Consider the following 23,238-nt stretch of genomic DNA (forward strand, 5'->3'; position numbering starts at 1 on the left):
CCGCTTCGCAGAAGGCACCCTCCCCTGCGATAGCGGGGGAGGGCCGGGGTGGGGGTCGGTGCGAGGACTGAAAGGGGCCGGCCTACCTCTTCCAGGCGATCAGCCGCCGCGCCGCCTCGGCGATGGTCTCCTCCGAGCCGGCGAAGCTGAAGCGCACGAAGCGGTGGCCGCGGGCTGGGTCGAAGTCGACGCCGGGGGTGCAGGCGATGCCCGTCTCGGCCAGGATGCGCTTGCAGAAGGCCTCGCTGTCGTCGGTCATCTCCGTCACATCGGCGTAGATGTAGAAGGCGCCGTCGGCCGGAGCCAGCTTGTCGAAGCCGGCCTTTGGCAGCTCCCTCAGCAGAAGCTCGCGGTTGCGGGCGTAGCGGGCGACGTGTCCGTCCAGCTCCTCGGTGCAGGCGAAGGCGGCGACCGCGGCGGCCTGCGACAGGCTGGGGGCCGAGATGAACAGGTTCTGGGCGAGGCATTCGACCGAGCGGATCAGGTCGTCCGGTACGATCATCCAGCCGAGCCGCCAGCCGGTCATCGAGAAGTATTTGGAGAAGCTGTTCACCACCAGGGCGCTCTCGCTGACCTCGGCGGCGGTGACGGCCTCCGGTCCATAGGTCAGGCCGTGGTAGATCTCGTCGGAGACGAGGCGCACGCCCTTGGCGTCGCACCAGGTGGCGAGCGCGGTCAGCTCCTCGCGGCTCAGCATCGTGCCGGTCGGGTTGGCCGGGCTGGCGACGATCAGCCCCTGGATGGGCGGGTCGAGCTGTTCCAGAAGCTCGATGGTCGGCTGGAAGCGGTGCTGCGGCCCGGTCGGCAGTTCCACCGGCTCGACCCCGATGGCGGTCAGGGTGTGGCGGTAGGCCGGGTAGCTGGGCGAGGCCATTGCCACCCGGTCGCCCGGATCGAAGGCCGCCAGGAAGCCGAGCTGGAAGGCCCCCGAGGAGCCGGTGGTGACCACCACGCGCCGCTCCGGCACATCGATCCCGTAACGGTCGCGGTACCAGCCGGCGATGGCGGCGCGCAGCGCCGGGATGCCCAGCGACCCGGTGTAGCCCAGCACGTCGGCGTCGAGCATGCGGTGGGCGGCCTCCAGCACGCCCTTCGGCGCGCCGGTCGAGGGCTGCCCGACCTCCATGTGCAGAACCTCAAGGCCGGCGGCTTCGCGCTCGGCGGCGGCGCGCATCACTTCCATGACGAAGAAGGGCGGGATGGCGCCCCGTTTGGAGACTTTGGGTGCTTTGCTCATGATTCCAGACTTTTGAACATCAACGCTCGGTTTCGACCAGGATGCCCAAGGCGTGGGCGCGCGGGTCGGCGGCGATCTGGCATTCCTTCCAGCCGCTCTCCATCGAGGTCTGGCAGGTGACGAAGGTGGCCCGGCCCGGCCCGTTCGCGGCGCGGCTGACCCGGATGGCGGCGCCCGGCTCCTTGTCCAGCGCGGCGGGCAGGGCGGCGGTCAGCAGGGCGGCGGGTGCGGCGGCGGGGCCGTCGTTGCCGGCGGCGCTGGCCGCCCCGGCGAACTGGGTGCGGCCGACGATGGCGTTGGTCAGCAGGCCGGGCGCGCCGAAGCCGGCGCCGTCCACCCCGCGGGCGGCCAGCAGGCCGGTGCCCGGCACCATGCGGCCGCTGCCAAACGGTGCGCCCATGGTGAAGGAGCAGGCGACCCCGTTCTCCTCATGGTCGATCACCACGAGGCCGGCGCCGGGTGCCGAGGCGCCGCTGCCGGACGCGCCCAGCCCCTGGGCCACACGGGCGGCGCGCTGGTCGGACGGCAGGTCGGCGGCGGCCTTCCAGGCCGCGGTCAGGGCGGCGCCGTTGTCGGTTTCGGGAAGCTGGGCGAAATGCATCGACACGATGCCCAGCGGGATGGCCGCGGTGCCGGTCCAACGCGGCTGGAAGCCGCGGACCGTCGCCGGGTCGATGGCGGCGGCCTGCGCCACCGCACCGCCCAGCAGCCCGCCATACATGGCGGCGATGCCGCTGCGCCGGACCTGCGACAGGCTGGCGGCCAGTTCGGGCTGGCTCAGCGCCGCGCCCTCGGCCAGCGGCGCGCCGGTCGGCAGGAAGACGCGGCGCGCCTCCGGATCGGCGGACAGGCGGGACGCGGAGTCGGCGAGGTCACGCGCCAGAGCCCGGCTGACCGGGGTCGAGCGGGCGAGCTGCTCCGCCGGGACCACCGCCTGCTCCCAGCGCATCGCTCCGGTGGAGGCCTGGAGCGCGTAGACGCCGCGCAGGAAGCCGGGCAGGGCGCCGCCACCGGAGCCGGCGGGGCGGGGGAGGAAGTCGAGCGTGCGGGTGTCCTTCTTTGCGGCGTCGAACACCACGCAGACGCCGCCGCCGGTCAACCCGACGCGGGACGGCAGGGTGACGGTCATCGCCATCGCCATGGCGGCGGCGGCGTCGCCGGCCTTGCCGCCCTGGGCGATGATGTCGCGCCCGATCTCCGCAGCGCGTGGCTCGTCGGCCGCGACGAAGCTCTGGGCCGGGGCGCCGGTGCGGTATTTCGTGTTGACGCATCCGCCCACTAGCGATGCGGCTATGGCAATCGCGCCCAACCCTTGCCAGATTCGGCGGGTGGAATGGGGCGCCCGGACCGGCATCTTGACCGGCTGCCCGGTGCCCCGGTGTGCGGAGGAAGTAACGGTGCGCAAGCCCAGCAGGCTGGTTTCGGTCATCGCCATGGTTGCCGTGATGGTTCTGTCGTGGTCGCCGCCCGCGGGCGCGCAGCGGCGCCAGGAGATGCAATTCCTGAGCGACGCCGAGACGGAACATATCATCCGCGACATGGCGCGGCCAATCTTCCAGGCCGCCGGCATCGATCCGGACGCCGTGAACATCGTCCTGGTCAACGACAACACCATGAACGCCTTCGTCGCCGGTGGGCAGAACATCTTCCTGCACACCGGCCTGCTGCTGGGGCTGGAGGACGCCGGGCAGCTCATCGGCGTGATCGCCCACGAAACCGGCCACATCGCCGGCGGCCATCTGGTCCGCGGGTCGGAAGCGATGGAGAACGCCTTCCTGTCCTCGCTGATCGGCATGGGCATCGGCATCGTCGGCGGCATCGCCGCGGGCAACGCCGGGGCCGGGGCGGCGGGCGTCATGCTGGGCCAGCATCTGGCGGAGCGCAACTTCCTGTCCTTCTCGCGCAGCCAGGAATCCTCGGCCGATCAGGCCGGCCTGTCCTACATGGAGCAGTCCGGCATCTCGGCGGAGGGGCTGGTCACCTTCCTGGAGAAGCTGGGCGCCACCGACGATCCGCTGCTGGTCGACCGCGACGCCGGCTATCGCCGCACCCACCCGCTGACCCGCGAGCGCATCGAGACGGTGCGCAATTTCGTGGAGCGGTCGCGCGCCGGCAAGAAGCCGGTGCCGGCGCAATGGAACGAGGAGTTCCGGCGCATCCAGGCCAAGCTCTACGCCTATCTCGACCCCAACGGGGCGCTGCGCCGCTACAAGGCGGACGACCCGTCCTTCGTGGCGCGCTACGGCCGGGCCTACGCCTATTTCCGGCGCGGCGAGGTCCGGCAGGCGCTGCCGCTGGTCGACGGGCTGATCGCCCAGGAGCCGAAGAACGCCTTCCTCTACGAGATGAAGGGCGACCTGATGCTGCAGAACGGGCGGGCGGTGGACGCCTCCGCCCCCTACCGCAAGGCGATCGAGCTGGAGCCGGACGCCGGCAGCATCCGCGTCTCGCTGGCCCATTCGCTGATGGAGCAGAACGACAGCCGGCTGGCCGACGAGGCGCTGCGCAACCTTCAGGTGGCGTCCAAGACGCAGGCCCAGTCCGCCTTCCTGTGGCGGCTGATGGCCCAGGCCTGGAGCATGAAGGGCAACGCCGGCATGGTCGCCTACGCCACCGCCGAGGAGGCCTTCGCCCGCGGCGACAAGCCGATGGCCCGCTTCCAGGCGGAGCGGGCGGAGAAGCTGCTGCCCGCCGGCTCCCCCGGCTGGCTGCGCGCCCAGGACATCCGCGGGCAGGCGGGCGGAAAATGAGCCTTCTCCGTTCGCGCGCCCTCCGTTTGCGCGGCGCACAGCCGTCTTGCCTGACCCCGCCCTCCCGGTCCACAGTATCGCCCCGATTCGCGCCGTTTTGGCTCCCCACGAGAGAGTTCGACATGACCCGCTTCCGCCCCGCCGCCCTGGCGCTCGCCGCCGCGCTGGCCCTTCCGACGGGGCTGATGGCCCCCGCCCTCCAGGCGCAGAGCCCGATGGACGACGCGCAGCGCAAGGCCATCGAGGAGGTCGTGCGCGACTACATCCTGAAGAACCCGGAAATCATCCTGGAGGCCGTGGACTCGCTCCAGAAGCGCCAGAAGATGGCCGAGGAGCAAAAGGCCAAGACGGCTCTGGCCGAGAACAAGGCGGCGCTGTTCCAGAACCCCGCCGATCCGGTGGCCGGCAACCCCAAGGGCGACGTGACGGTGGTCGAGTTCTTCGACTACCAATGCGGCTACTGCAAGGCCGTGCAGGCCGACACCGAGCGGCTGATCAAGGACGACGGCAAGCTTCGCTTCGTCTTCAAGGAGTTCCCGATCCTCAGCCCGGCCTCGCTGACCGCCGCCAAGGCGGCCCTGGCGTCGCGCGGGCAGGGCAAGTATCTGGAGTTCCACAACGCGCTGATGGCCCACCGCGGCCAGCTCGACGACGACGTGATCCAGCGGCTGGCCAAATCGGTCGGGCTGGACACCGACAAGCTGAAGAAGGACATGAACAGCCCCGAGGTGCTGAAGGTCATCGCCGCCAACCAGGCGCTGGCCGAGGAGCTGGGCATCCGCGGCACCCCGGCCTTCGTCATCGGCGACGAGCTGGTCCCCGGCGCGATCAAGCTGGACCAGATGAAGGACCTCGTCGCCGCGGCCCGCAAGGGCTGAGGGTGGGGCGGGAATTGACGATGACCAAGCCGACCACCGTCGTCTTCGACATCGGGCAAGTGCTCATCGAATGGGACCCGCGGCATCTCTACCGCGAGCTGTTCGACGGGTACGAGGATCTGATGGAGGACTTCCTCGACACCGTCTGCACCCCCGCCTGGAACCTGGAGCAGGACCGTGGCCGCCCATGGGACGAGGCGGTCGCCACGCTGGCCGCCGAGTTTCCCGACTGCCGCGAGCTGATCCGGGCCTATCACGAGCGGTGGGAGGAGATGGTGCCCGGCCCGATGGCCGGGACTCCGGACATCCTGATGGAGTTGAAGCAGCGCGGCACGCCGCTCTACTCCATCACCAACTTCTCGTCGGAGAAGCTGGCGCTGACCCGCAGGCGCTTCGATTTCCTGAACGTCTTCGACGGGATCATCGTGTCCGGCGACGAGAGGCTGGTGAAGCCGGACTCGGCGATCTTCCAACTCCTGCTCGACCGCTACGGCTTGGCGGCGGCGGACTGCGTCTTCATTGACGACAGCCCGGCCAACGTCGAGGCCGCCCGCGCCATCGGCATGACGGCGCACCGGTTCTCCGGCGCCGCCGGTCTGCGCGCCGAACTGGAGGAGCTGGGGCTTCTGTAGCCCCAGCCTTCCTTACGCCGCGTCGCCCGGATAGCGGATGGCGACGACCTCGATCTGCTCAAGCCCGGCGGGTGTGCGCAGGTCCACCACGTCGCCTTCCTGCGCCTTCAGCAGGGCGCGGGCGATGGGCGAAATCCAGCTCACATGGGCGCGGTCCATGTCCACCTCGTCGGCGCCGACGATGGTGATGGTGTTCTCCGTCCCGTCCTCCCGCGCGTAGGTGACGGTGGCGCCGAAGTACACGCGGTCGCGATTCTTCTGAAGCGTGGGATCGACCACCTCCGCCGATTCCAGGCGCTTGGTCAGGAAGCGGATGCGCCGGTCGATCTCGCGCAGGCGTTTCTTGCCGTAGATGTAGTCGCCGTTCTCCGAACGGTCGCCGTTGCCGGCGGCCCAGGACACCACCTCGACCACCTTCGGGCGCTCGACGCGCAGCAGCGAGCGCAGTTCCTCCTGCATGCGCTGGAAGCCCTCGGGCGTCATGTAGTTCTTCACGCCCTTGGGCAAGGGTTTGGGATCGTCGGCCTCGTCATCGTCGCCGGCGGAGTCGTTCTCCCGGGTGAAGGCCTTGCTCATGATCGGGACCCTTCGCGGTTTCCTGAAATAGGACCTGGAAAAGGAAAAGGCGCCGCGAGGCGCCTTTTCCAGTCACTACGGCGATGAAGCGCGCGCTTAGCGGCTCCACCAACCCCGGCGCGGCTTGGCCTCCGGAGCGGCGTTGGCCGGCTCGTTTGCCGGGGCGGCGGGCGCCTCGGAAACCGCCGGAGCGGGCGCGGCCTCGACGGGAGCGTCCGCCGCGGCCTTGCGCTTGCGCGCCGGGCGCTTCTTCGGCTCCTCGGCGACCGGGGCCGCAACCGGCGCCGGAGCGGGCGCGGCCTCGACGGGAGCGTCCGCCGCGGTCTTGCGCTTGCGCGCCGGCCGCTTCTTCGCCTCTTCGGCGACCGGGGCCGCAACCGGCGCCGGGGCGGGAGCGGCCTCGACGGCCGCGGACTTCGCCTTGCGGCTGCGCGACGGCTTGGCCGGCGGCGGAGCGGTTTCCTCCGGAGCGGCAACCTTCGCGGCGGCCTTGCCACCCTTGGCGGCGCCCTTCGCGGCGCGCTTCGGCTTGGCGGGGGCCGCTTCCGGCTCCGCCGTTACCGCTTGGGCCGTCACCGCCTGAGCGGCCTCCGCGGCGGTCGCCTTGGCGCGGCCACGGCGCGGCTTGCGGGCCGGAGCCTCCTCCGCGGCGGGCTCCGCGGCCGGAACCTCCGCGGCGGTGTCCGCCGCGGTTTCCGGAGCGGCCTCGGTGGCGTTGTCTTCGGCCACCGCGCTGGTCAGGACCCAGTCGAACTCGACCGGCTCCATGTCCGCCGGCAGTTCCGGCGGGTTGACGGCGCGGCCGGCCTCGACGGCGGTCGGGAAGGACTCGGCGTCCGCCTCGCCCTCGGTGCCATCGGAGGGCATGCCCTCACCGGCTTCCAGCCCCTCGCGCTGGCGGGACCGCCGGCGACCACCGCGCTTGCCGCGGCGCCGCTTTTTGCGCTCGCCATTGGCATCGCCGTTCGGCTCGAAGGCGTCGGCGCCGTCGTCCGCCTCGGAGGCGGCCAGATCGGCGTCCTCGTCCTCGTCGTCCTCGATGTGGGCGGGGCCGACATCGACGTCGTTGATGACGAACTCCGGAGCGTCGATCTGGGCGCGCTCGATGGCTTCCTCGTCGACCGCCGTCTCGTCGATGTCGGCGTCGGCGGCGGCCTCCGCTTCGATCTCGTCGCCCTCGGCCGCCTCGTCGGACGCGTCGGCGGCCTCGCCGAACGGCGCGCGGCCATCCTCGCGGTCACGGCCACGGCCACGGCGGCGGCGGCGGCGGCGGCGGCGGTCGCCCTCGCTCTCCCCGGCGGCGTCGGCGCGCTCCGTGATCTCGGCTCCGGCGGCCCCGGCGGTCTCGGCGGCCTCGGCGACGGGCGCCTCCTCCTCGGCCTCCTCGGCCTCGGCGGCCAGGATGCGGTCGGTCTCGGCCAGGACGCGCTCGGCGCTGACCAGCGGCACGTCGTCCTCCGGCGTGCGGGCCTTGACGCGCTCAAGCCGCAGGTCCGGCGCGATCAGCGTGTCGTCGGCCTGGACCATGACGCGGAACCGGTAGCGGTCCTCGATCTTGGTCAGCTCGCCGCGCTTCTGGTTGAGGATGTAGAGCGCGATGCGGGTCGGCACGAAGACGGTGATCTCCGACGACCGCTTGCGGATGCCCTCCTCCTCGATGGCGCGCAGAACGTGCAGCGAGGCGGACTCCACCGAGCGGATGACGCCGGTGCCGGAGCAGTGCGGGCAGCGCTCGAAGTTGGTCTCCAGCAGCGACGGGCGCAGGCGCTGGCGCGACAGCTCCAGCAGGCCGAAGGCGGAGATGCGGCCGAGCTGGATGCGCGCACGGTCGTTCTTCATCGCCTCCTTCAGGCGGCGCTCCACGGCGGCGTTGTTGCGGGGCTCCTCCATGTCGATGAAATCGATCACGATGAGGCCCGCGAGATCGCGCAGGCGGAGCTGGCGCGCCACCTCGTCGGCGGCTTCGAGGTTGGTCTTGTAGGCCGTTTCCTCGATGTTGCGCTCGCGCGTCGACTTGCCCGAGTTGACGTCGATGGAAACCAGCGCCTCGGTCGGGTTGATGACGATGTAGCCGCCGGAGCGGAGCTGCACGACCGGGCTGTGGATCGCGTCGATCTGCGTTTCCACCTGATAGCGGTGGAACAGCGGAATCGTGTCGTCCTGGTACTGCATGACGCGCTTGGTGTGGCTCGGCATCATCATGCGCATGAAGTCGCGCGCGGTGTTGAAGCCGGCGCTGCCCTCCACCCAGATCTCGTCGATGTCGTCGGTGTAGAGATCGCGGATCGAGCGCTTGATGAGGTTCGCCTCCTCATAGATGAGGCAGGGCGCGGAGGACTTCAGCGTCTGGACGCGGATGTCGTCCCACAGGCGCAGCAGATATTCGAGGTCGCGCTTGATCTCCTGCTTGGAGCGTTCGAGCCCCGCGGTGCGCAGGATGACCGCCATGCCTTCCGGAATGTCGAGATCGGACAGGATCTCCTTCAGGCGCTTGCGGTCGGCGGGGTTGGTGATCTTGCGGGAGATCCCGCCGCCGCGGCCCGTGTTGGGCATCAGAACGCAGTAGCGGCCCGGCAGCGACAGGTAGGTGGTCAGCGCCGCGCCCTTGTTGCCGCGCTCCTCCTTGGTCACCTGGACCAGCATGACCTGCCGGCGCTTGATGACTTCCTGGATCTTGTAGCTGCGCAGCGGGCGGGCGCGGCGGCGGTGGGCCTCCTCGACCTCGTCCCCGCCGATCACGTCCGGGCTCTCGGCCGGAGCGGCGCCGTCCGCAGCCTCGTCCGACTCCGCGGCCTCGTCCGAGCCGCCATCCGAGCCGCCATCCGAGCCGGCGTCCGTGGCGAAGGCCGGGATGTCGCCCTCGAACCCGTCGCCCTCGGCCTCGGCGTAGGAGCCCGGCATCGGGGAATTTTCCTCGACCACCACATCCGGGCGGATCGGCTCGGCCATCACGGCGCCGTCGGCGGCGGCCTCGGCGCGGGCCTCGGCCTGCTCCTCAAGCCGGCGCTCCTCGGCCAGCAGGGCCTCGCGGTCGGCGATCGGGATGCGGTAATAGTCGGGATGGATTTCCGAGAAGGCGAGGAAGCCGTGGCGGTTCCCGCCATATTCCACGAAGGCCGCCTGGAGCGACGGCTCGACCCGGGTCACCTTGGCAAGGTAGATGTTGCCCTTGAGTTGCTTCCGGGTGGCGATCTCGAAGTCGAGGTCTTCGAGTCTGTTCCCATTGACCACGGCGACCCGGGTTTCCTCCGGGTGCGTGGCGTCCACCAGCATGCGCTTGGCCATACAAGATCCCCATGACGCCCCAGGCCGCCCGCGCGACGGTCAAGCCGCCGGGGCGCGTCATCGTTGTGAGCGAAGCCTGCGGAACCGGCCCCTAACCCGTCGAACGGCGCTGACGAAGCAGCCAGGACGGGTCGGGCTTCGGCCTCCGGGTTACGGCCTTGCGGCCGGCACCAGCTTCGAGGTTTCGTCCCAATCCACCGGCAACCCAGAAGCGTCACGCCCCGGACCGCGCCCGATGATGTAAATTTCGGCCGTGGGGGTCCGCGGGCGACGCCCACAGTCACCCCGGAGAGAAACCTCTCGGAAGAGTGGGCTGGTGGGTCGCGGTATGTCGCAGAGCTACCATAGACAAGCACGAAACCATGCACAACGTGGAATTCGGCGAAAGTTACGGTCCACCGCATCCGGTTCGGCGGCATTCCTCCGGGAAGAGGGCGAAGCAGGGCAGTGTTGCACGAACGGCACCCTCGCCGACAATTCCGCCACGACCCCGGACACCACGGTTGAGCGCCTTGATTTCGCTGCGCTATAGCTGACCGCTGGCTTTGCCGGTTTGCGGTTTCTGATGGAACGGATGCCCCGATTGCTCGCGATTGTCGCTGCGCTGGGCGCCCTTCTGGGGGCGGCCGTCCTGCCGTGCGCCCCGGCCCAGGCCCAAACCACCGCGGCGCTGCCCTTTCCGCCGCCGGTGCAGGAGCGGGTGTCCGTCCTGAACGCGCGGCTCGGCCTGCATCCCGACAAGACGCGGCTGGTTCTGGAACTCACCGACTCGGTTCCCTTCACCGTGTCGGTGCACGGCTCGCCCTACCGCGTCGTCGTCGATCTGCCGGACGTGAGCTGGCCGGGCGGCAACACGGTGATGGCGGGCAAGGGCGTGGTCGCCCGCTACCGCTTCGAAGGACGCGACGGCGGCGCCTCCCGCCTCGTGGTGGAGACCGACGGGCCGGCGCGGGTGGTCGAGTCCTACCTCATCCCGCCGCGCGACGGCTTCAAGCCGCGCTTCGTCCTCGACATCGCCCGCACCACCCCGGCGCAGTTCGCCGCCTCCGCCCCGGTCGCCGCGACCACCGGCACCGCGTCGGTCAGCCGCGAGGCGGCGCGCCCGCCGGCGAAGCGGGACCCCATCGTGCCGGTCGCCGCGGCCTTGCCGCCGCCGGTCCCGCCGCGGGCGGCGCCGGTGCCGGAAAAGCCGATGATCGTCGTCGATCCCGGCCACGGCGGCGTCGACCCCGGCGCCGTCGGCGTCGGCGGGGTCTATGAGAAGGACATCACGCTGGCGATGGCGCGCGAGCTGAAGCGCCAGCTCGAAGGCAGCGGCCGCTACCGGGTGCGGCTGACCCGCGACAAGGACGTGTTCATCCGCCTGCGCGACCGCGTCGCCATCGCGCGGGAGGCCAACGCCGACCTGTTCCTGTCGCTGCACGCCGACAGCATCGGCTCCGCCACCGTGCGCGGCCTGTCGATCTACACCCTGTCCGACCGGGCGTCCGACCGCGAGGCGGAGATGCTGGCCGCCAAGGAGAACCGGGCCGACGCGCTGGCCGGCATGGACCTGTCGTCCGAGAACGATCTGGTGGCCTCGATCCTCATCGACCTCGCCCAGCGCGACACGATGAACCACTCCAAGCGCTTCGCCAACATGGCGCTGGAGCATCTCGGCCGCGAGGTCAAGCTGATCCCCAACAAGCCGCACCGTCAGGCCGGCTTCGCCGTGCTGACCGCGCCGGACATGCCGTCCGCGCTGGTCGAGATGGGCTATCTGTCGAGCCCCCAGGACGTCAGCCTGCTGAGCAAGTCGGCCCACCGCGAGAAGCTCGGCCGCGGCATGGTCCGCACCATCGACGCCTATTTCAAATGGCTGACCGGGGCGCAGAAGAGCTGAGGCCCGGTTGAATCGAAGTCGGCCGCGCCGGGCCGTTGTGCGGCGTCAGCCATGCGGGCGGGGGCGGGCGGGCATACGCGCCGCCCGGTCACCACTTTCTTGCAAGCGCCTTGTGGCCGTCACATTTTCCTGACATGGCTGCGAGGGAGTCGGACTGCCGCCCCTTGCGGTGTAGGATGCCGCCCATCGGACGGTCCCGCGTCTTCCCGGTCTCTGTCCCGGACGAAGGCGGCGGGACCGCCGCCATGCCTGTCTGGGAACCGTCATGCGCTTTATTCTGTCCGCCCTGATGGCCGTCGTGATCCTCGCCCTGGCCGGGGCGGGGGGGCTGGTCTACATGCTGGACCATTACGATCACGAACTGCCGGACTACACCAAGCTCGCCAACTACGAACCGCCGGTGACCACCCGCGTCCACGCGGGCGACGGACGCCTGCTGGCGGAGTTCGCGTCGGAAAAGCGCGTGTTCGTCCCCATCGACGCCATGCCGAAGCGCGTGACCAACGCCTTCCTGTCCGCCGAGGACAAGAATTTCTACGACCACAAGGGCATCGACCCCGTCGGCATCGCCCGCGCCATCCTGACCAACGTGGAGAATCTCGGCCGCGACCGCCGGCCGATGGGCGCCTCGACGATCACGCAGCAGGTCGCCAAGAACATGCTGCTGACCAACGAGGTGTCCTTCTCGCGCAAGATCAAGGAGGCGATCCTGGCGGTCCGCATCGAGCGGGCCTTCAGCAAGGACCGCATCCTGGAGCTGTACCTGAACGAGATCTTCCTGGGATACCGCTCCTATGGCGTGGCGGCGGCGGCGCTGAACTACTTCAACAAGGCGCTGGACGAGCTGGACATCGAGGAGGCGGCCTATCTGGCGGCCCTGCCCAAGGCGCCCAGCAACTACCACCCGGAGCGCCAGCGCGACGCCGCCATCGCGCGGCGCAACTGGGTGATCGGGCGCATGGCCGAGGACGGGCACATCACCCCGGAAGAGGCGAAGATCGCCCAGTCCAAGCCCCTGGTCGTGCGCAAGCGCGACGAGCAGGAGTATGTGACGTCGGAGTATTTCGCCGAGGAGGTCCGGCGCGAGCTGGTGAAGCTCTACGGCGAGCAGGCGCTCTATGAAGGCGGCCTGTCGGTCCGCGCCTCCATGGACCCGGTGCTCCAGCAGGCGGCGACCCGGGCGCTGCGCACCGGGCTGGTCCAGTACGACCGCCGCCACGGCTACCGCGGTCCGGTCGGCAAGATGGAGAATTTCGACAACTGGGCGAAGAAGCTCGCCTCCATGGCGCCGCCTCCCGGCTCCGAGGGCTGGCATCTGGCGGTGGTGCTGAAGGACGACGAGGCGGCGGCGCTCGACATCGGGTTGCCGGACGGCTCGCGCGGCCGGGTGCCGCTGGCCGAGCTGCGCTGGGCGCGGGCGCAGCGCGATGACAACCGGCTCGGTCCGGAGATCCGCCGCCCCTCCGACGTCGCCAAGCTGGGCGATCTGATCCTGGTCGAGGCCGCCGGCAAGGACGAGAAGGGCAAGGAGCCGCCGGCGGGCACCTACGCGCTGCGGCAGGTTCCGGCGGTGCAGGGCGGTCTGGTCGCGCTCGACCCGCACACCGGCCGCGTGCTCGCCATGGTCGGCGGCTTCTCCCCGCACATGAGCTCCTTCAACCGCGCCACCCAGGCGATGCGCCAGCCGGGCTCCTCCTTCAAACCCTTCGTCTATCTGACGGCGCTGAACCAGGGCTTCACCCCATCCTCGCTGGTGATGGACGCGCCGTTCGAGTACGACCCCGGCCATGGCCAGCCGATCTGGCGGCCGGAGAACTTCAGCCACGAGTTCTACGGCCCGACGCCGCTGCGCGCCGGCATCGAGAAGTCGCGGAACGTCATGACCGTCCGTCTGGCCCAGGCCGTCGGTATGGACAAGGTGAAGGCGCTGGCCGAGAATTTCGGCATCACCGACAATCTCCAGCCCTACCTGCCGATGTCGCTCGGCGCCGGCGAGACGACGGTGCTGCGCCTCGCCACCGCCTACGCCATGCTGGCCAACGGCGGCAAGCGGGTTGGCCCGACCTTCATCGACCGGGTGCAGGACCGCAACGGCAAGACCATCTTCCGCCACGACACGCGCCCTTGCGCCTCCTGCAACCAGGTGGCCTGGACCGATGGGCTGGCCGTTCCCGCCGTCGCCGACACGCGGGAGCAGGTGAACGACCCGCGCACCGTCTACCAGATGGTCTCGATGCTGGAGGGCGTGGTGCAGCGCGGCACGGCGACGAAGCTGCTGTCGCTGGGCAAGCCGCTGGCCGGCAAGACCGGCACGACCAACGACAGCCACGACGCGTGGTTCATGGGCTTCTCGCCCGACCTCGTGGTGGGCACCTACATCGGCTTCGACCAGCCGCGCTCGCTGGGCGCCCGCGAGACCGGCGGCTCGGCGGCGGTGCCGGTGTTCAAGGACGTGATGGAGGTGGCGCTGAAGGACCAGCCGGCGACGCCGTTCCGCGTGCCGCGCGGCCTGCGCCTCGTCCGCGTCAACCCGGAGAACGGCCGCCTCGCCCAGCCCGGCGAGCGCAAGGCGATCTGGGAGGCCTTCATCCCCGGCACCGAGCCGAACCCCGATCAGCCGCAGATGGTGCTGGACGGGTCGGCCCACGGCGCGGACGGCGGCTGGACCGGCGGGGTGCCCGGCGGCGATCCGGCGGCCCAGCAGCCGGGCGGCTGGGGCGCTCCGGCGGCTCCTCCCTCGGCGGCGACGGTGGGAACCGGCGGCCTCTACTGACGGGCCCGTTCTGAAAAGAAGAAAGCCCCGCGTCCCGGTTCGGGAGGCGGGGCTTTTCTTTTGGGCGGAGGCTCAGGGCCGCGCGGCGGTGTGGGTGTCCGGGCGGAGCTGGGCGATGGCGTCGGCGGGGGCCGTGTCGGCGGGGCAGTCGGCGATCGGGCGCAGCCGGTCCTCCATCCGCGCCAGCATCACGCGGACCCCCTCCTGGTTGATGTGCAGGGCGTCCACGAAATGGGCCTCGTCCTCGACCTCGCGGCGGGTGTCGATGACCGGCACGTCGGGCGGCAGGCGGGCCTTCAGGTCCTCGAAGAAGGCGTCGAAGTTGGTCACCTTCGCGATGTAGCCGGGGAAGAAGGGCGTGATGACCACGGCAACCCGCGTGCCCTTCTCGCGCGCCGTGCCGATGATGCGGTCCAGCGCGTCCCAGTTCGGCTGGAAGCCCTCCATCCGCTCCGCCGGGGCCTTTTCGAGCTGGGCCTTGAGGAAGGGCGACATGGTGCCGCTCAGCGTCCGGTCGCCGGTCGGGTGCAGCCCGTCGAAGGCCAGCCGGATCGTCTGGTTGTTGTTGAAGATCAGCGTGTTGAACAGCTTGTTGGAGGCCCACATGGTGGCGTCGACCTGCCGGATGAAGCCGTCCACCCGCTCCGAGTAGTAGGCCAGCAGCGGCAGGTCGGCGAGCGCCCTGGGATCGTCGACCACGCTCGTCGGCTCGACCAGCAGCAGGCGGGGGGCGCCGTGCCGGTCCAGATAATCCTCCCACAGCAGGTCGCCCACCGTGGTGGGAGCGCCGCCCATGCCCAGGTTCAGCACCCGCCCGCAGGTCAGCGCCTGCACCTCCTCCACCGGGAAGTGGTTGTCGGCGCGGGAGTTGCCCAGGATCACCACGTCGGCGGGCGGCCCGTTGCGGTAGACGGTCATGAAGCGGTCCGACGACTGGAGGAGCGTGTCGCCCATCCAGGACGCCACCGCGCGGTCCATGGCGACCACCATGCCCAGGATCAGTCCGACGACGGCCAAAAGGCGGATCATGGTTCGGGCTCCCTCAGAACTGGAAATAGATGAAGGATCGGTTGGCGAAGTTGCCGAAGAGCAGGAGCATCAGGATCAGCGTGGCGCAGCCGGCGGAGCGGACCACGACGTTGACCCCGGCGTAGCGGCGCCCGGCCCCGAACTCGATCATCGCGTCGATCATCAGCACGACGAGGCCGAACAGGGCGACGCGGACCAGATAGCTCATCTGCTGCATGCCGCGCGGCAGGCTGAAATCGCCTTCGGCGATGATGCCCAGGATGGTCCGCACCGTGTGCATGTCGTCGGCGCGGAAGGGCAGCCAGGTCAGGGTGATGAGAAGGAAGACCAGACCGACCGTCAGCAGCTTGCTGGCCATCAGCGGCGCGCCGCTCAGCCGCAGCGGGCTGCGCTTGGCCAGCCAGCGCAGGCCGTCCTCCGCCGCCATCAGGGTGGCGTGCAGGGCGCCCCACAGGACGAAGGTCCAGGCGGCGCCGTGCCATAGGCCGGACACCAGCATCACGATGGTCAGGTTGCGGATGCGCAGCCAGTGGGTGCGTCCGCCGCCCATCGGGATGTAGACATAGTCGCGGAACCAGGTGGACAGCGAGATGTGCCAGCGCCGCCAGAAGTCCTTCATGCCCGTGGCGAAGTAGGGGCGGGCGAAGTTCTGGCAGAGCGTGTAGCCGAAGATCTGCGCCAGACCGATGGCGATCAGCGAGTAGCCGGCGAAGTCGCCGTAGATCTGGAGCGAGAAGCAGATCAGACCGATGACGTGGTTCAGCGCGTTGAAGAACTCCGGCTGGGCGAAGCGCGCGTCGACCACGGCGGCGGCGTTGTCGGCCAGACCGAGCTTGAGGAAATAGCCCCAGATGATCTTCTCCAGCCCGGCGAAGCGGAAGGCGAAGCTGACGTCATGGCGGGGGCCGTTTTGGATCTGGGGCAGCAGATCGCGCGCCCGGACGATCGGCCCGGCGACCAGCTGCGGGAAGAAGGCGACGAAGGTCGCGTAGCGCAGCAGCGACCGCTCCGGCTTCTCCAGATGGCCGAGATAGAGGTCCAGCGTGTAGCTGAGATTCTGGAAGGTGTAGAAGGAAATGCCGACGGGCAGGATGATGGACAGCGTGCGGTGCCCGACGTCGAGGCCGAGCGAGGCCAGCGCCACCTGCGCGCTGTCGATGAAGAAGTTGAAATATTTGAAAAAGAACAGGATCGCCAGATTGGTGGCGAGGCTGAACTGCATGAAGATGCGGGCGGTGGCCCGGTTCGGCGCGTCGGCGATGCGCAGCCCGCAATAGAAGTCGAGCAGCGTCGTGCCGGCGAGCAGCAGGCAGAAGCGGTAATCCCAGAAGCCATAGAACAGGTAGCTGGACACCAGCAGGAGCGGCGTGAACAGCCGCGTCCGGGCGAGCATCATGAAGCCCGCCGTGAAGGCCGTGATGAACAGCAGGAACCCCAGGCTGGTGAAGTTCATCGGGGGGCCACGCTTTTGTTGTTGGGGAAACGGGGGCGCCGATAGCCCGCGCCCGCCGGACGACGGGCACGAACGTCGGTGACGCTATCATGGGGGGCTGCCACTTATTCGCGCCGCGAAAGTGGTTTTGCGGCGCAAAAACGGTTTCATCCGAGTGGGTTGCCCAGCTGTCCCTGTGATGGTGCGGTGCTCCGGCGGGTTACCGTTGCGGTCTGGTCCAGCGTCGCGGAAGCCGCCGAGGCTGTGGAATAAGAGGGTGCAACGCCGCTCCCAACCCGCTACATAAGGGCCAAGACACTGGTTCAACTCTGGCTGACGAGGAGGCACTGCGATGCGGGCCGAGATCGAAGCGGCCGCCGGCGAGATTAGAGAATCGCTGGCGCTGCTGAGGAGGCATCTTTGACTGGGATAACGCGCTGCGTCGTCTCGACGAACTGAACGCCCACGCCGAAGACCCCAAGCTGTGGGACGACCCGTCCCGCGCGCAGACCATCATGCGCGAGCGCACCCAGCTCGAAACCTCGGTGAACGGCTACCGCGCCCTTGAGCGCGACCTGTCCGACAGCCTGGAACTGATCGAGATGGGCGAGGCCGAGGGCGACGCGACCGTGGTCGCCGATGCCGAGGCCCAGCTCTACGCGCTGCGCGACCGCGCCGCGAAGCTCCAGATCGAGAGCCTGCTCTCGGGCGAGGCGGACGCCAACGACTGCTTCATCGAGGTGAACGCCGGCGCCGGCGGCACGGAGGCCCAGGACTGGGCGCTGATGCTGATGCGCATGTACCTGCGCTGGGCGGAGCAGCACGGCTACAAGACGCAGTGGCTGGAAGAGAGCCCCGGCGAAGAGGCCGGCATCAAGTCCGCCACCGCGCAGATCAGCGGCCACAACGCCTATGGCTGGCTGAAGACCGAGGCCGGCGTGCACCGTCTGGTGCGCATCAGCCCGTTCGACAGCCAGGCGCGCCGCCAGACCAGCTTCGCCGCCGTCTCGGTGTCTCCGGTGATCGACGACAAGATCAACATCGAGATCAACGAGAAGGACTGCCGCATCGACACCTTCCGGGCGTCGGGCGCCGGTGGCCAGCACGTCAACAAGACGGACTCGGCGATCCGCATCACCCACTTGCCCACCGGCATCGTGGTGGCCTGCCAGCAGGAGCGCTCGCAGCACAAGAACCGCGCCAAGGCGTGGGACATGCTGCGCGCCCGCCTGTACGAGCGGGAGCTGAAGATCCGCGAGGACGCCGCCGCCGCGCTCGAGGCGACCAAGAGCGACATCGGCTGGGGGCACCAGATCCGCTCCTACGTCCTACACCCCTACCAGATGGTGAAGGACCTGCGGACTGAGGTGGAGACCTCGCAGAGCCAGGCGGTGCTGGACGGTGACCTGGACATGTTCCTGGAAGCGGCACTGGCCGCGCGCCTGAAGGGGCAGAGCGACGACGCGGCCGCGTGAGGTTGCGCTTGCCCCCTCCCTAACCCTCCCCCGCTGTCGCAGGGGAGGGGACTTGATCCTCCCTCCCCTGCGAAGCGGGGGAGGGCCGGGGAGGGGGCAAGTACCCCCCTATTTTTATCCCTTGGGAAGAAACGCAGCCTCTGCGTTGTTGATCTCCGCAACAAGAAACGGAGAGAGACTATGAACCGCAGCCTGTTCGCCGCCTTTCTGGCCGCCACGGCCTTTGCGACCCCGGCCTACGCCGCCTGTCCGACCGACAGCATGACGCCGGACATGTACTTCGCCTATGTGGAAGGCATCCAGAAGACCCTGACCGAGCAGGGCTTCCGTCCCGGCGTGATCGACGGGAAGATCGGTCCCAACACCCGCTCCGCCATCCGCGCCTACCAGAAGGCCGCGAAGCTCCCGGTGGACGGCTGTCCGACGCAGGAGCTTCTCGACCACATCAACTTCTCCCAGCCGAAGGTCTACGGGCCGGGCAAGCGGTAAAACCTATGCTCACTTCACGAAGGTCAGGTCCATAACGGACTTGGCGTCCAGCGCCTTGTCCACCTGGCCTTCGGACTGCCAGAACTTCACCTGGTTGACGATGTCGTCGACCAGCAGCTTGCCCTTCGGCTCGACATAGGGCAGGCCGGCGGCGACGACCTCGGGCTTCTGCTTGGTCGCCTCGGCGATGATCGCCAGAAGCTCGTCGTAGCCGGGACCCTTCACCACGGCGCCCGACGCGTCCTTGGCGTTGAAGGCGGCGTGGTATTCGGCCAGCCCGGTCAGATAGGCGCTGACGAACTTCTCGGCCAGCGGGCGGCGCTGGGCGACGGTCTTCGGGCTGGTGAAGAGGGCGCCGAGCTGCCACGGCGTCTCGTCGCCGACCCAGCCCAGGATGGTGCCGGAGCCTTCGGCGGCGAGCTGGCGGGCCACCGTCACCGGGGCGATCACCGCGTCCACCTGACCGCCCTTGAAGGCGGCGACCATCTTCGGCACGTCCTGCATCGCCACCATGGTCACGTCCTTGACCGTGAAGCCGTGCTTCTGGCCGAGCAGGCCGACCATGTAATGGAAGGTCGAGCCGACCGTGGTGATGGCGATGCGCTTGCCCTTGAGGTCGGCCGGCTTGGTCAGCCCGGCGTCGTGCGCCGCCTTGGTCGCCACATAGGCGCTGAGCTGGAAGCCCGGCTCGTCGCGGCTCTGCGCCGCGATCATGGTGACGGCACCCTTGGATGCCAGGTTGTAGAAGCCCGCCGTCAGGCCGGTGACACCGAAATCCACGTCGCCCGAGGCCACGGCCACCGGCACCTGCTGGGCCGAGGTGAACATCTTCAGATCGACGTCCAGCCCTTCCTTCTCGAAATAGCCCTTCGACTTGGCGATGAAGATCGGGCCGGAGGAGGCCAGCGCCAGCACGCCGATGGAGGTCTTCTCCAGACCTTGCGCCTCGGCGGCGGGCGTACCGGCCAGCGCCAGGGCCGCAGCGCCCATCACACCCAGAACCGCCCGGCGGCCCCAACGCACGACAGTCATTCTCAGTCTCCCTTTCTCGATGTTCATTTTTCTCACCGCCATTTCAGCAGGCGGCGTTCCAGGATGGACAGCACGGTCCCGATGCTCAGGCCGAGCAGCGACAGAACCAGCACGCCGGCCAGGAGCTGGTCGGTCAGCATCAGGTTGCCGGCGGTCAGGACGAAGGCGCCGATGCCGTATTCCGCCCCGATCATCTCCGCCGCGACCACCAGGATCAGCGCGATGGAGGCGGTGATGCGGAAGCCGGCGAGGATGCCGGGCAGGGCGCCGGGAAGCACGATCTTGCGCAGGATCGACGCCCAGGGCAGGCCGAAGCTCTGCGCCATGCGGATCAGGTTGCGCGGCACCGAATCGATGGCGCTGTAGGTGGCGATCACAGTCGGGAAGAAGACGCCGAAGCCGATGGTGGCGAACTTCGACGGCTCGCCGATGCCGAACCACAGGATGAACAGCGGCAGCAGCGCGATCTTCGGGATCGGGAAGAAAGCCGAGACCAGCGGCACGCCGACCGCCCGCGCCACCGACCCGATGCCCATGGCGAAGCCGACGGCCATGCCCGCCACCGTGCCCATGACCCAGCCGACGCCGATGCGCATCAGCGACGCCTTCAGGTGCTGCCACAGCGACCCGTCCTGCGCCATGGCGGCCAGCGCCGAGGCGACGGCGCTCGGCGGCGGCAGGAACAGCTCGCTGACGAGGCCGAAGCGGTTGGTGGACTCCCACACCGCGATCAGGACCAGGAAGGCGAGCAGCGCCGCCCAGCGGTGCCCCTTGACCGTGAAGCCGCCGCCGCGGAAGCGGACGGGTTGCGACGGCGCGGCGGAGCGGTCGGTCATGGGGAGACTGGTGTCAGGCATCGGCGATCTCCCGGTCGGCCAGTTGGGCCTCGGCGCGGATCAGGTGCCACAGCCGGTCGCGCACCTCCGCCAGATGGGCCTGGGCGGAGGGCTCCAGCCGCTGGTCGCGCGGCTCCTCGATGGTGACGATCTCGCGCAGGCGGCCGGGACGGCGGCTGAGCACGACGACCCGGTCGGCCAGCCGCAACGCCTCATCCAGATTGTGGGTGACGTAGAGGGCGGTCGTCCGTTCGCGCTGCCAGAGCGACAGGAAATCCTCCATCAGCAGTTCGCGCGTCTGGGCGTCGAGCGCCGACAGCGGCTCGTCCAGCAGCAGCATGGCCGGGCGCACGGCCAGCGCGCGGGCGATGCCGACGCGCTGGCGCATGCCGCCCGACAACTGCTTGGGCAGCGCCTTGCGGAAATCCCACAGACCCATGCGGCGCAGGCCGGATTCGATGCGCTCCCGCCGCTCCGCCGCCGACAGCGGGTGATGTTCGAGGACGAGCGACAGGTTGTCCTCGACGCTGCGCCAGGGCAGCAGGGCGAAGTCCTGGAAGATGAAGGTGATCGGGTTCAGGCAGCCGTCCGGCACCTCGCCCGCCACCGCGATGCTGCCGGAACTGGGCGCCACGATGCCGCCGGCGATGCCGAGCAGGGTGGACTTGCCGCAGCCCGACGGGCCGATGACGGCCAGAACCTCCCCCTCCTGCACCGTCAGGTCGATGCCGTCCAGCACGACGAGGTCGTCGTAGCGGTGGCAAAGGTCCTTGATGATAAGCCTCATTGTCCCTTTCCTGTTGCCGACCCCGCCCAGGCGATCAGCAGTTCGTCGCGCGAGGTCAGGCCCGCTTCCGGCAGCGCGTGATTCACGACGGCCTTGGCGGCGCCGCCGGTCGCTTCCGGCAGGCGGTTCTCCCACATGGCCTGATGGAGCGTGGGCAGCTCGTCCCAGTTACCGAGGTATGTCGTTGGCACACGGACCGCCCCCGACGCAATGACGCGGTTCAGCCCTGCGATTTCCGCAGCGTTCGAAAGATGCGTACCGACGATGGACGCGGATGGCATCAGGATGCGGCGCTGGCGCATCCACACCTGCGGCGCGTAGAAGCTGTAGCGGCGACCACTCATATCACCGCAATAGACGACGCGGCCCGTGTGTGGTTTCACGAGCATGGTCGAGACGGCCAGCGTGTCGCGCCGCGCCCGCTCCACCACCACGTCCGGCATGCCGCGCGGGTTGTCGGCGGCGCGCAGGATGCGGCCCACCGCCTGGCCCAGCGGCTTGAAGGTGTCCTCGGTGAACAGGCGAACCGCCTCCTTGAAGGCGGCGGTCTCGCGCTGCGGGTCGGGGAGGTCCGGCATGGTGTCGGGCCAGTCGAAATGCGGCACGCGGCGTTTGATCTCGGCCAGCGACACGGCGCCGGCCAGCGCCTCGCCATAGCCGAGCGACAGCACGAAGTCGCGTTCGGAATCCCGGTCGGTGACGACGCAGACGCGGGCGCCGGACTCGCGCGCCGCCTCGATGGCCGACAGCGCCATGTCGTCGCGCAGCCCCACCGCTCCGGCGCCGTAGAAGACCAGCACGGCCTCGCTGGGGCGCAGGCGGGCGCGGCGCAGCATCTCGGCGGGTTCTGCGGAACCGGGCTTGCCGAGGAAGGTCATGTGGTAGCCGCTGGACGCGCCGAAGAAGGTCAGCGCGCCGCCCTCGGCCAGCGATTGGAAGGTGCGCGGGAAGGTCGTCTCGCCGGCGTGGCTGACCGCGTAGTCCACGAGGTTGCCGCCGTTGGCGGCGCGCAGCGCGTCGAGGTAGGGCTGACCCGCGCGCTCCCACGCTGCCCACTGGTCAGGATCAGCGGGGATGCGGGTGAAGGCGGCCTCGGCGACGGAGCGGTCCACCGCCGCCGCCCCGCGGGCGCGGATGGCGGCGGCGCGGCGTTCCGACGACACCATGCCGGTCACCTTCATGCGCCGGGCCAGCGCCAGTTCCACCGTCCAGGCGCCGGTCCCGCCCGCCGCACCCTCAACCAGCAGGCGCTTGCCGGGCTGCACGTCGAGGGCGGTGAACAGCGCGCGGTAGCCGGTGCCGGCGGCGAGCATGTAGCTGCCCGCCTCCTCCAGCGCGAGGCCGGGCGGCAGGGGGAAGAGCTGCGGCCCGTCGGCCAGCATGAACTGCTGGTGGCTGCCGTCCGGCGACTGGTAGCCCTGGATGTGGAAGTCGGTGAACATGGGGTCGGCCCCGGCCTCCGGATCCAGCAGGTCGGAGACGCCGGAATAGACGGCGACCAGATCGCCGACCGCCAGCCGCCCCTGCGCCTGCAACGCCTCGCCCATCCGCACGACCATGCCGACGCCGCCGGAGCCGGTGACGTGCACGTCCTCGTCATGCTCGTCGAACAGCGAGATCGGAATGCCGGTCAGCGCCCAGACATCGTTGTAATTGACCTCGGAGGCGAGGACGTAGACCAACGCCTGGTTGGGGCCGGGCTCGGGGACGGGGATGACGACCTCGGTTTCGGCCCGCGCCGGGTCGCCGTGGGCGGCGGCGCCGGTTTCCAGGTCGCGGACGGCGGCCTGGGCGAGCTGCCAGCGGGGAAGGGGGGTGGCGCCGGGGAAGAAAGGACTGCCGATGGGCAGCACGCCGTCGCGGCTGTCGCGCCGCGGACGGGCGGGCAGGGGCGGCGACTTCTTCTCCAGGAACAGGGCGATGCCTTTCTTGGCGCCGTGCTTGGAATCCAGGAGGAAGCGGGCAAAGGCGGCGATCTCGGCGGTTGAGCCGGCGTCGAAGCCGTCGCGCAGGCCGGTGTCGACGAGCTGGACGATGGTGTCGGCGACCGGGCCGCGGCCGACGCTGCGGGCTTGTTTCAGCAGACGGGCGCATTGCCCCCACCCTCCCGCTTCGCGGGCCCCTCCCTCACCCGCTGCGCAGGGG

17 protein-coding genes are annotated in these 23,238 nt (G+C 69.7%); 7 read left to right on the top strand and 10 right to left on the bottom strand.

Translation table 11 applies throughout. The features are described from left to right. Positions 1-82: 82 nt before the first annotated feature. Both DXK32_RS28180 and DXK32_RS28185 read right to left on the bottom strand, forming a co-directional pair. Positions 83-1,237, bottom strand: a complete 1,155-nt coding sequence (locus DXK32_RS28180) for a pyridoxal phosphate-dependent aminotransferase (RefSeq protein ID WP_114861530.1) — start codon at positions 1,235-1,237, stop codon at positions 83-85. A gap of 19 nt (positions 1,238-1,256) precedes the next feature. After that, on the bottom strand, positions 1,257-2,666 hold the full coding sequence (locus DXK32_RS28185; protein ID WP_247877383.1) for a gamma-glutamyltransferase: 1,410 nt from the start codon (positions 2,664-2,666) through the stop codon (positions 1,257-1,259). On the opposite strand from DXK32_RS28185, the gene DXK32_RS28190 reads away from it, so the two are divergent. The 3 genes from DXK32_RS28190 to DXK32_RS28200 all read left to right on the top strand — a co-directional run bounded on the left by DXK32_RS28190 (position 2,635) and on the right by DXK32_RS28200 (position 5,497). Next, positions 2,635-3,987, top strand: a complete 1,353-nt coding sequence (locus DXK32_RS28190) for a M48 family metalloprotease (RefSeq protein WP_247877384.1) — start codon at positions 2,635-2,637, stop codon at positions 3,985-3,987. The genes DXK32_RS28185 and DXK32_RS28190 overlap by 32 nt on opposite strands. A gap of 122 nt (positions 3,988-4,109) precedes the next feature. Beyond that, on the top strand, positions 4,110-4,865 hold the full coding sequence (locus DXK32_RS28195) for a DsbA family protein (protein ID WP_114861532.1): 756 nt from the start codon (positions 4,110-4,112) through the stop codon (positions 4,863-4,865). Positions 4,866-4,885: 20 nt separating this feature from the next. Next, the gene (locus tag DXK32_RS28200) at positions 4,886-5,497 is read left to right on the top strand and encodes an HAD family hydrolase (RefSeq protein WP_114861544.1); all 612 of its coding nucleotides are present in this window, start codon (positions 4,886-4,888) and stop codon (positions 5,495-5,497) included. 12 nt (positions 5,498-5,509) lie between these two features. On the opposite strand, the gene greB is transcribed toward DXK32_RS28200, so the two are convergent. Both greB and DXK32_RS28210 read right to left on the bottom strand, forming a co-directional pair. Then, complete coding sequence (gene greB / locus DXK32_RS28205) at positions 5,510-6,073, bottom strand: transcription elongation factor GreB (protein ID WP_114861533.1); 564 nt, start codon at positions 6,071-6,073, stop codon at positions 5,510-5,512. A gap of 96 nt (positions 6,074-6,169) precedes the next feature. Beyond that, on the bottom strand, positions 6,170-9,358 hold the full coding sequence (locus DXK32_RS28210; protein ID WP_114861534.1) for an Rne/Rng family ribonuclease: 3,189 nt from the start codon (positions 9,356-9,358) through the stop codon (positions 6,170-6,172). Between the two features lie 574 nt (positions 9,359-9,932). Here DXK32_RS28210 and DXK32_RS28215 point away from each other — a divergent pair. Both DXK32_RS28215 and DXK32_RS28220 read left to right on the top strand, forming a co-directional pair. Continuing rightward, entirely contained in the window at positions 9,933-11,240 is a 1,308-nt protein-coding gene (locus DXK32_RS28215) for an N-acetylmuramoyl-L-alanine amidase (protein WP_247877385.1), read from the top strand. Positions 11,241-11,505: 265 nt separating this feature from the next. Further along, positions 11,506-14,013: a penicillin-binding protein 1A gene (locus DXK32_RS28220; RefSeq protein ID WP_114861536.1), complete on the top strand. Its 2,508-nt coding sequence runs from the start codon at positions 11,506-11,508 to the stop codon at positions 14,011-14,013. A 72-nt stretch (positions 14,014-14,085) separates the two neighbouring features. Here the strand turns inward: DXK32_RS28220 and DXK32_RS28225 are convergent, their stop codons facing one another. Next, the gene (locus DXK32_RS28225; protein ID WP_114861537.1) at positions 14,086-15,042 is read right to left on the bottom strand and encodes a hypothetical protein; all 957 of its coding nucleotides are present in this window, start codon (positions 15,040-15,042) and stop codon (positions 14,086-14,088) included. A 13-nt stretch (positions 15,043-15,055) separates the two neighbouring features. After that, positions 15,056-16,495 (bottom strand): MBOAT family O-acyltransferase, encoded by a 1,440-nt coding sequence (locus tag DXK32_RS28230; protein ID WP_114861538.1) that lies wholly within the window; start codon positions 16,493-16,495, stop codon positions 15,056-15,058. A 331-nt stretch (positions 16,496-16,826) separates the two neighbouring features. On the opposite strand from DXK32_RS28230, the gene prfB reads away from it, so the two are divergent. Then, positions 16,827-17,949, top strand: a protein-coding gene (gene prfB, locus DXK32_RS28235; protein WP_104675338.1) for a peptide chain release factor 2 whose coding sequence is annotated in 2 segments (ribosomal slippage) — positions 16,827-16,895 and positions 16,897-17,949 — 1,122 coding nt in all. Because the reading frame shifts where the segments join, the coding sequence is not laid out codon by codon here. A 180-nt stretch (positions 17,950-18,129) separates the two neighbouring features. Next, positions 18,130-18,438 carry a peptidoglycan-binding domain-containing protein gene (locus DXK32_RS28240; protein WP_114861539.1) on the top strand — a complete coding sequence of 103 codons (309 nt, stop codon included), beginning with the start codon at positions 18,130-18,132 and terminating at the stop codon, positions 18,436-18,438. Between the two features lie 9 nt (positions 18,439-18,447). Here DXK32_RS28240 and DXK32_RS28245 read toward each other — a convergent pair whose 3' ends face one another. The 4 genes from DXK32_RS28245 to DXK32_RS28260 form a co-directional block, all read right to left on the bottom strand. After that, positions 18,448-19,470, bottom strand: a complete 1,023-nt coding sequence (locus tag DXK32_RS28245) for an ABC transporter substrate-binding protein (RefSeq protein WP_114861540.1) — start codon at positions 19,468-19,470, stop codon at positions 18,448-18,450. A gap of 32 nt (positions 19,471-19,502) precedes the next feature. After that, positions 19,503-20,327 (bottom strand): ABC transporter permease, encoded by an 825-nt coding sequence (locus DXK32_RS28250; protein WP_247877386.1) that lies wholly within the window; start codon positions 20,325-20,327, stop codon positions 19,503-19,505. Then, positions 20,320-21,093: an ABC transporter ATP-binding protein gene (locus DXK32_RS28255; RefSeq protein ID WP_114861542.1), complete on the bottom strand. Its 774-nt coding sequence runs from the start codon at positions 21,091-21,093 to the stop codon at positions 20,320-20,322. The genes DXK32_RS28250 and DXK32_RS28255 overlap by 8 nt, the downstream gene beginning before the upstream one ends. Beyond that, positions 21,090-23,238 (bottom strand): alcohol dehydrogenase catalytic domain-containing protein (locus tag DXK32_RS28260; RefSeq protein WP_162801388.1); only part of this gene is annotated, 2,149 nt, incomplete at its 5' end. The genes DXK32_RS28260 and DXK32_RS28255, both read right to left, overlap by 4 nt.

Source organism: Azospirillum brasilense (assembly GCF_003349955.1).
Lineage (GTDB): Bacteria > Pseudomonadota > Alphaproteobacteria > Azospirillales > Azospirillaceae > Azospirillum > Azospirillum brasilense_B.

What these genes read in the sequence shown, in the direction of transcription:
- DXK32_RS28180 (WP_114861530.1), bottom strand. Translation starts at nt 1,237, where the DNA reads ATGAGCAAAGCACCCAAAGTCTCCAAACGGGGCGCCATCCCGCCCTTC.
- DXK32_RS28185 (WP_247877383.1), bottom strand. Translation starts at nt 2,666, where the DNA reads ATGACCGAAACCAGCCTGCTGGGCTTGCGCACCGTTACTTCCTCCGCA.
- DXK32_RS28195 (WP_114861532.1), top strand. Translation starts at nt 4,110, where the DNA reads ATGACCCGCTTCCGCCCCGCCGCCCTGGCGCTCGCCGCCGCGCTGGCC.
- DXK32_RS28200 (WP_114861544.1), top strand. Translation starts at nt 4,886, where the DNA reads ATGACCAAGCCGACCACCGTCGTCTTCGACATCGGGCAAGTGCTCATC.
- greB (WP_114861533.1), bottom strand. Translation starts at nt 6,073, where the DNA reads ATGAGCAAGGCCTTCACCCGGGAGAACGACTCCGCCGGCGACGATGAC.
- DXK32_RS28210 (WP_114861534.1), bottom strand. Translation starts at nt 9,358, where the DNA reads ATGGCCAAGCGCATGCTGGTGGACGCCACGCACCCGGAGGAAACCCGG.
- DXK32_RS28215 (WP_247877385.1), top strand. Translation starts at nt 9,933, where the DNA reads ATGCCCCGATTGCTCGCGATTGTCGCTGCGCTGGGCGCCCTTCTGGGG.
- DXK32_RS28220 (WP_114861536.1), top strand. Translation starts at nt 11,506, where the DNA reads ATGCGCTTTATTCTGTCCGCCCTGATGGCCGTCGTGATCCTCGCCCTG.
- DXK32_RS28225 (WP_114861537.1), bottom strand. Translation starts at nt 15,042, where the DNA reads ATGATCCGCCTTTTGGCCGTCGTCGGACTGATCCTGGGCATGGTGGTC.
- DXK32_RS28230 (WP_114861538.1), bottom strand. Translation starts at nt 16,495, where the DNA reads ATGAACTTCACCAGCCTGGGGTTCCTGCTGTTCATCACGGCCTTCACG.
- DXK32_RS28240 (WP_114861539.1), top strand. Translation starts at nt 18,130, where the DNA reads ATGAACCGCAGCCTGTTCGCCGCCTTTCTGGCCGCCACGGCCTTTGCG.
- DXK32_RS28245 (WP_114861540.1), bottom strand. Translation starts at nt 19,470, where the DNA reads ATGACTGTCGTGCGTTGGGGCCGCCGGGCGGTTCTGGGTGTGATGGGC.
- DXK32_RS28250 (WP_247877386.1), bottom strand. Translation starts at nt 20,327, where the DNA reads ATGCCTGACACCAGTCTCCCCATGACCGACCGCTCCGCCGCGCCGTCG.
- DXK32_RS28255 (WP_114861542.1), bottom strand. Translation starts at nt 21,093, where the DNA reads ATGAGGCTTATCATCAAGGACCTTTGCCACCGCTACGACGACCTCGTC.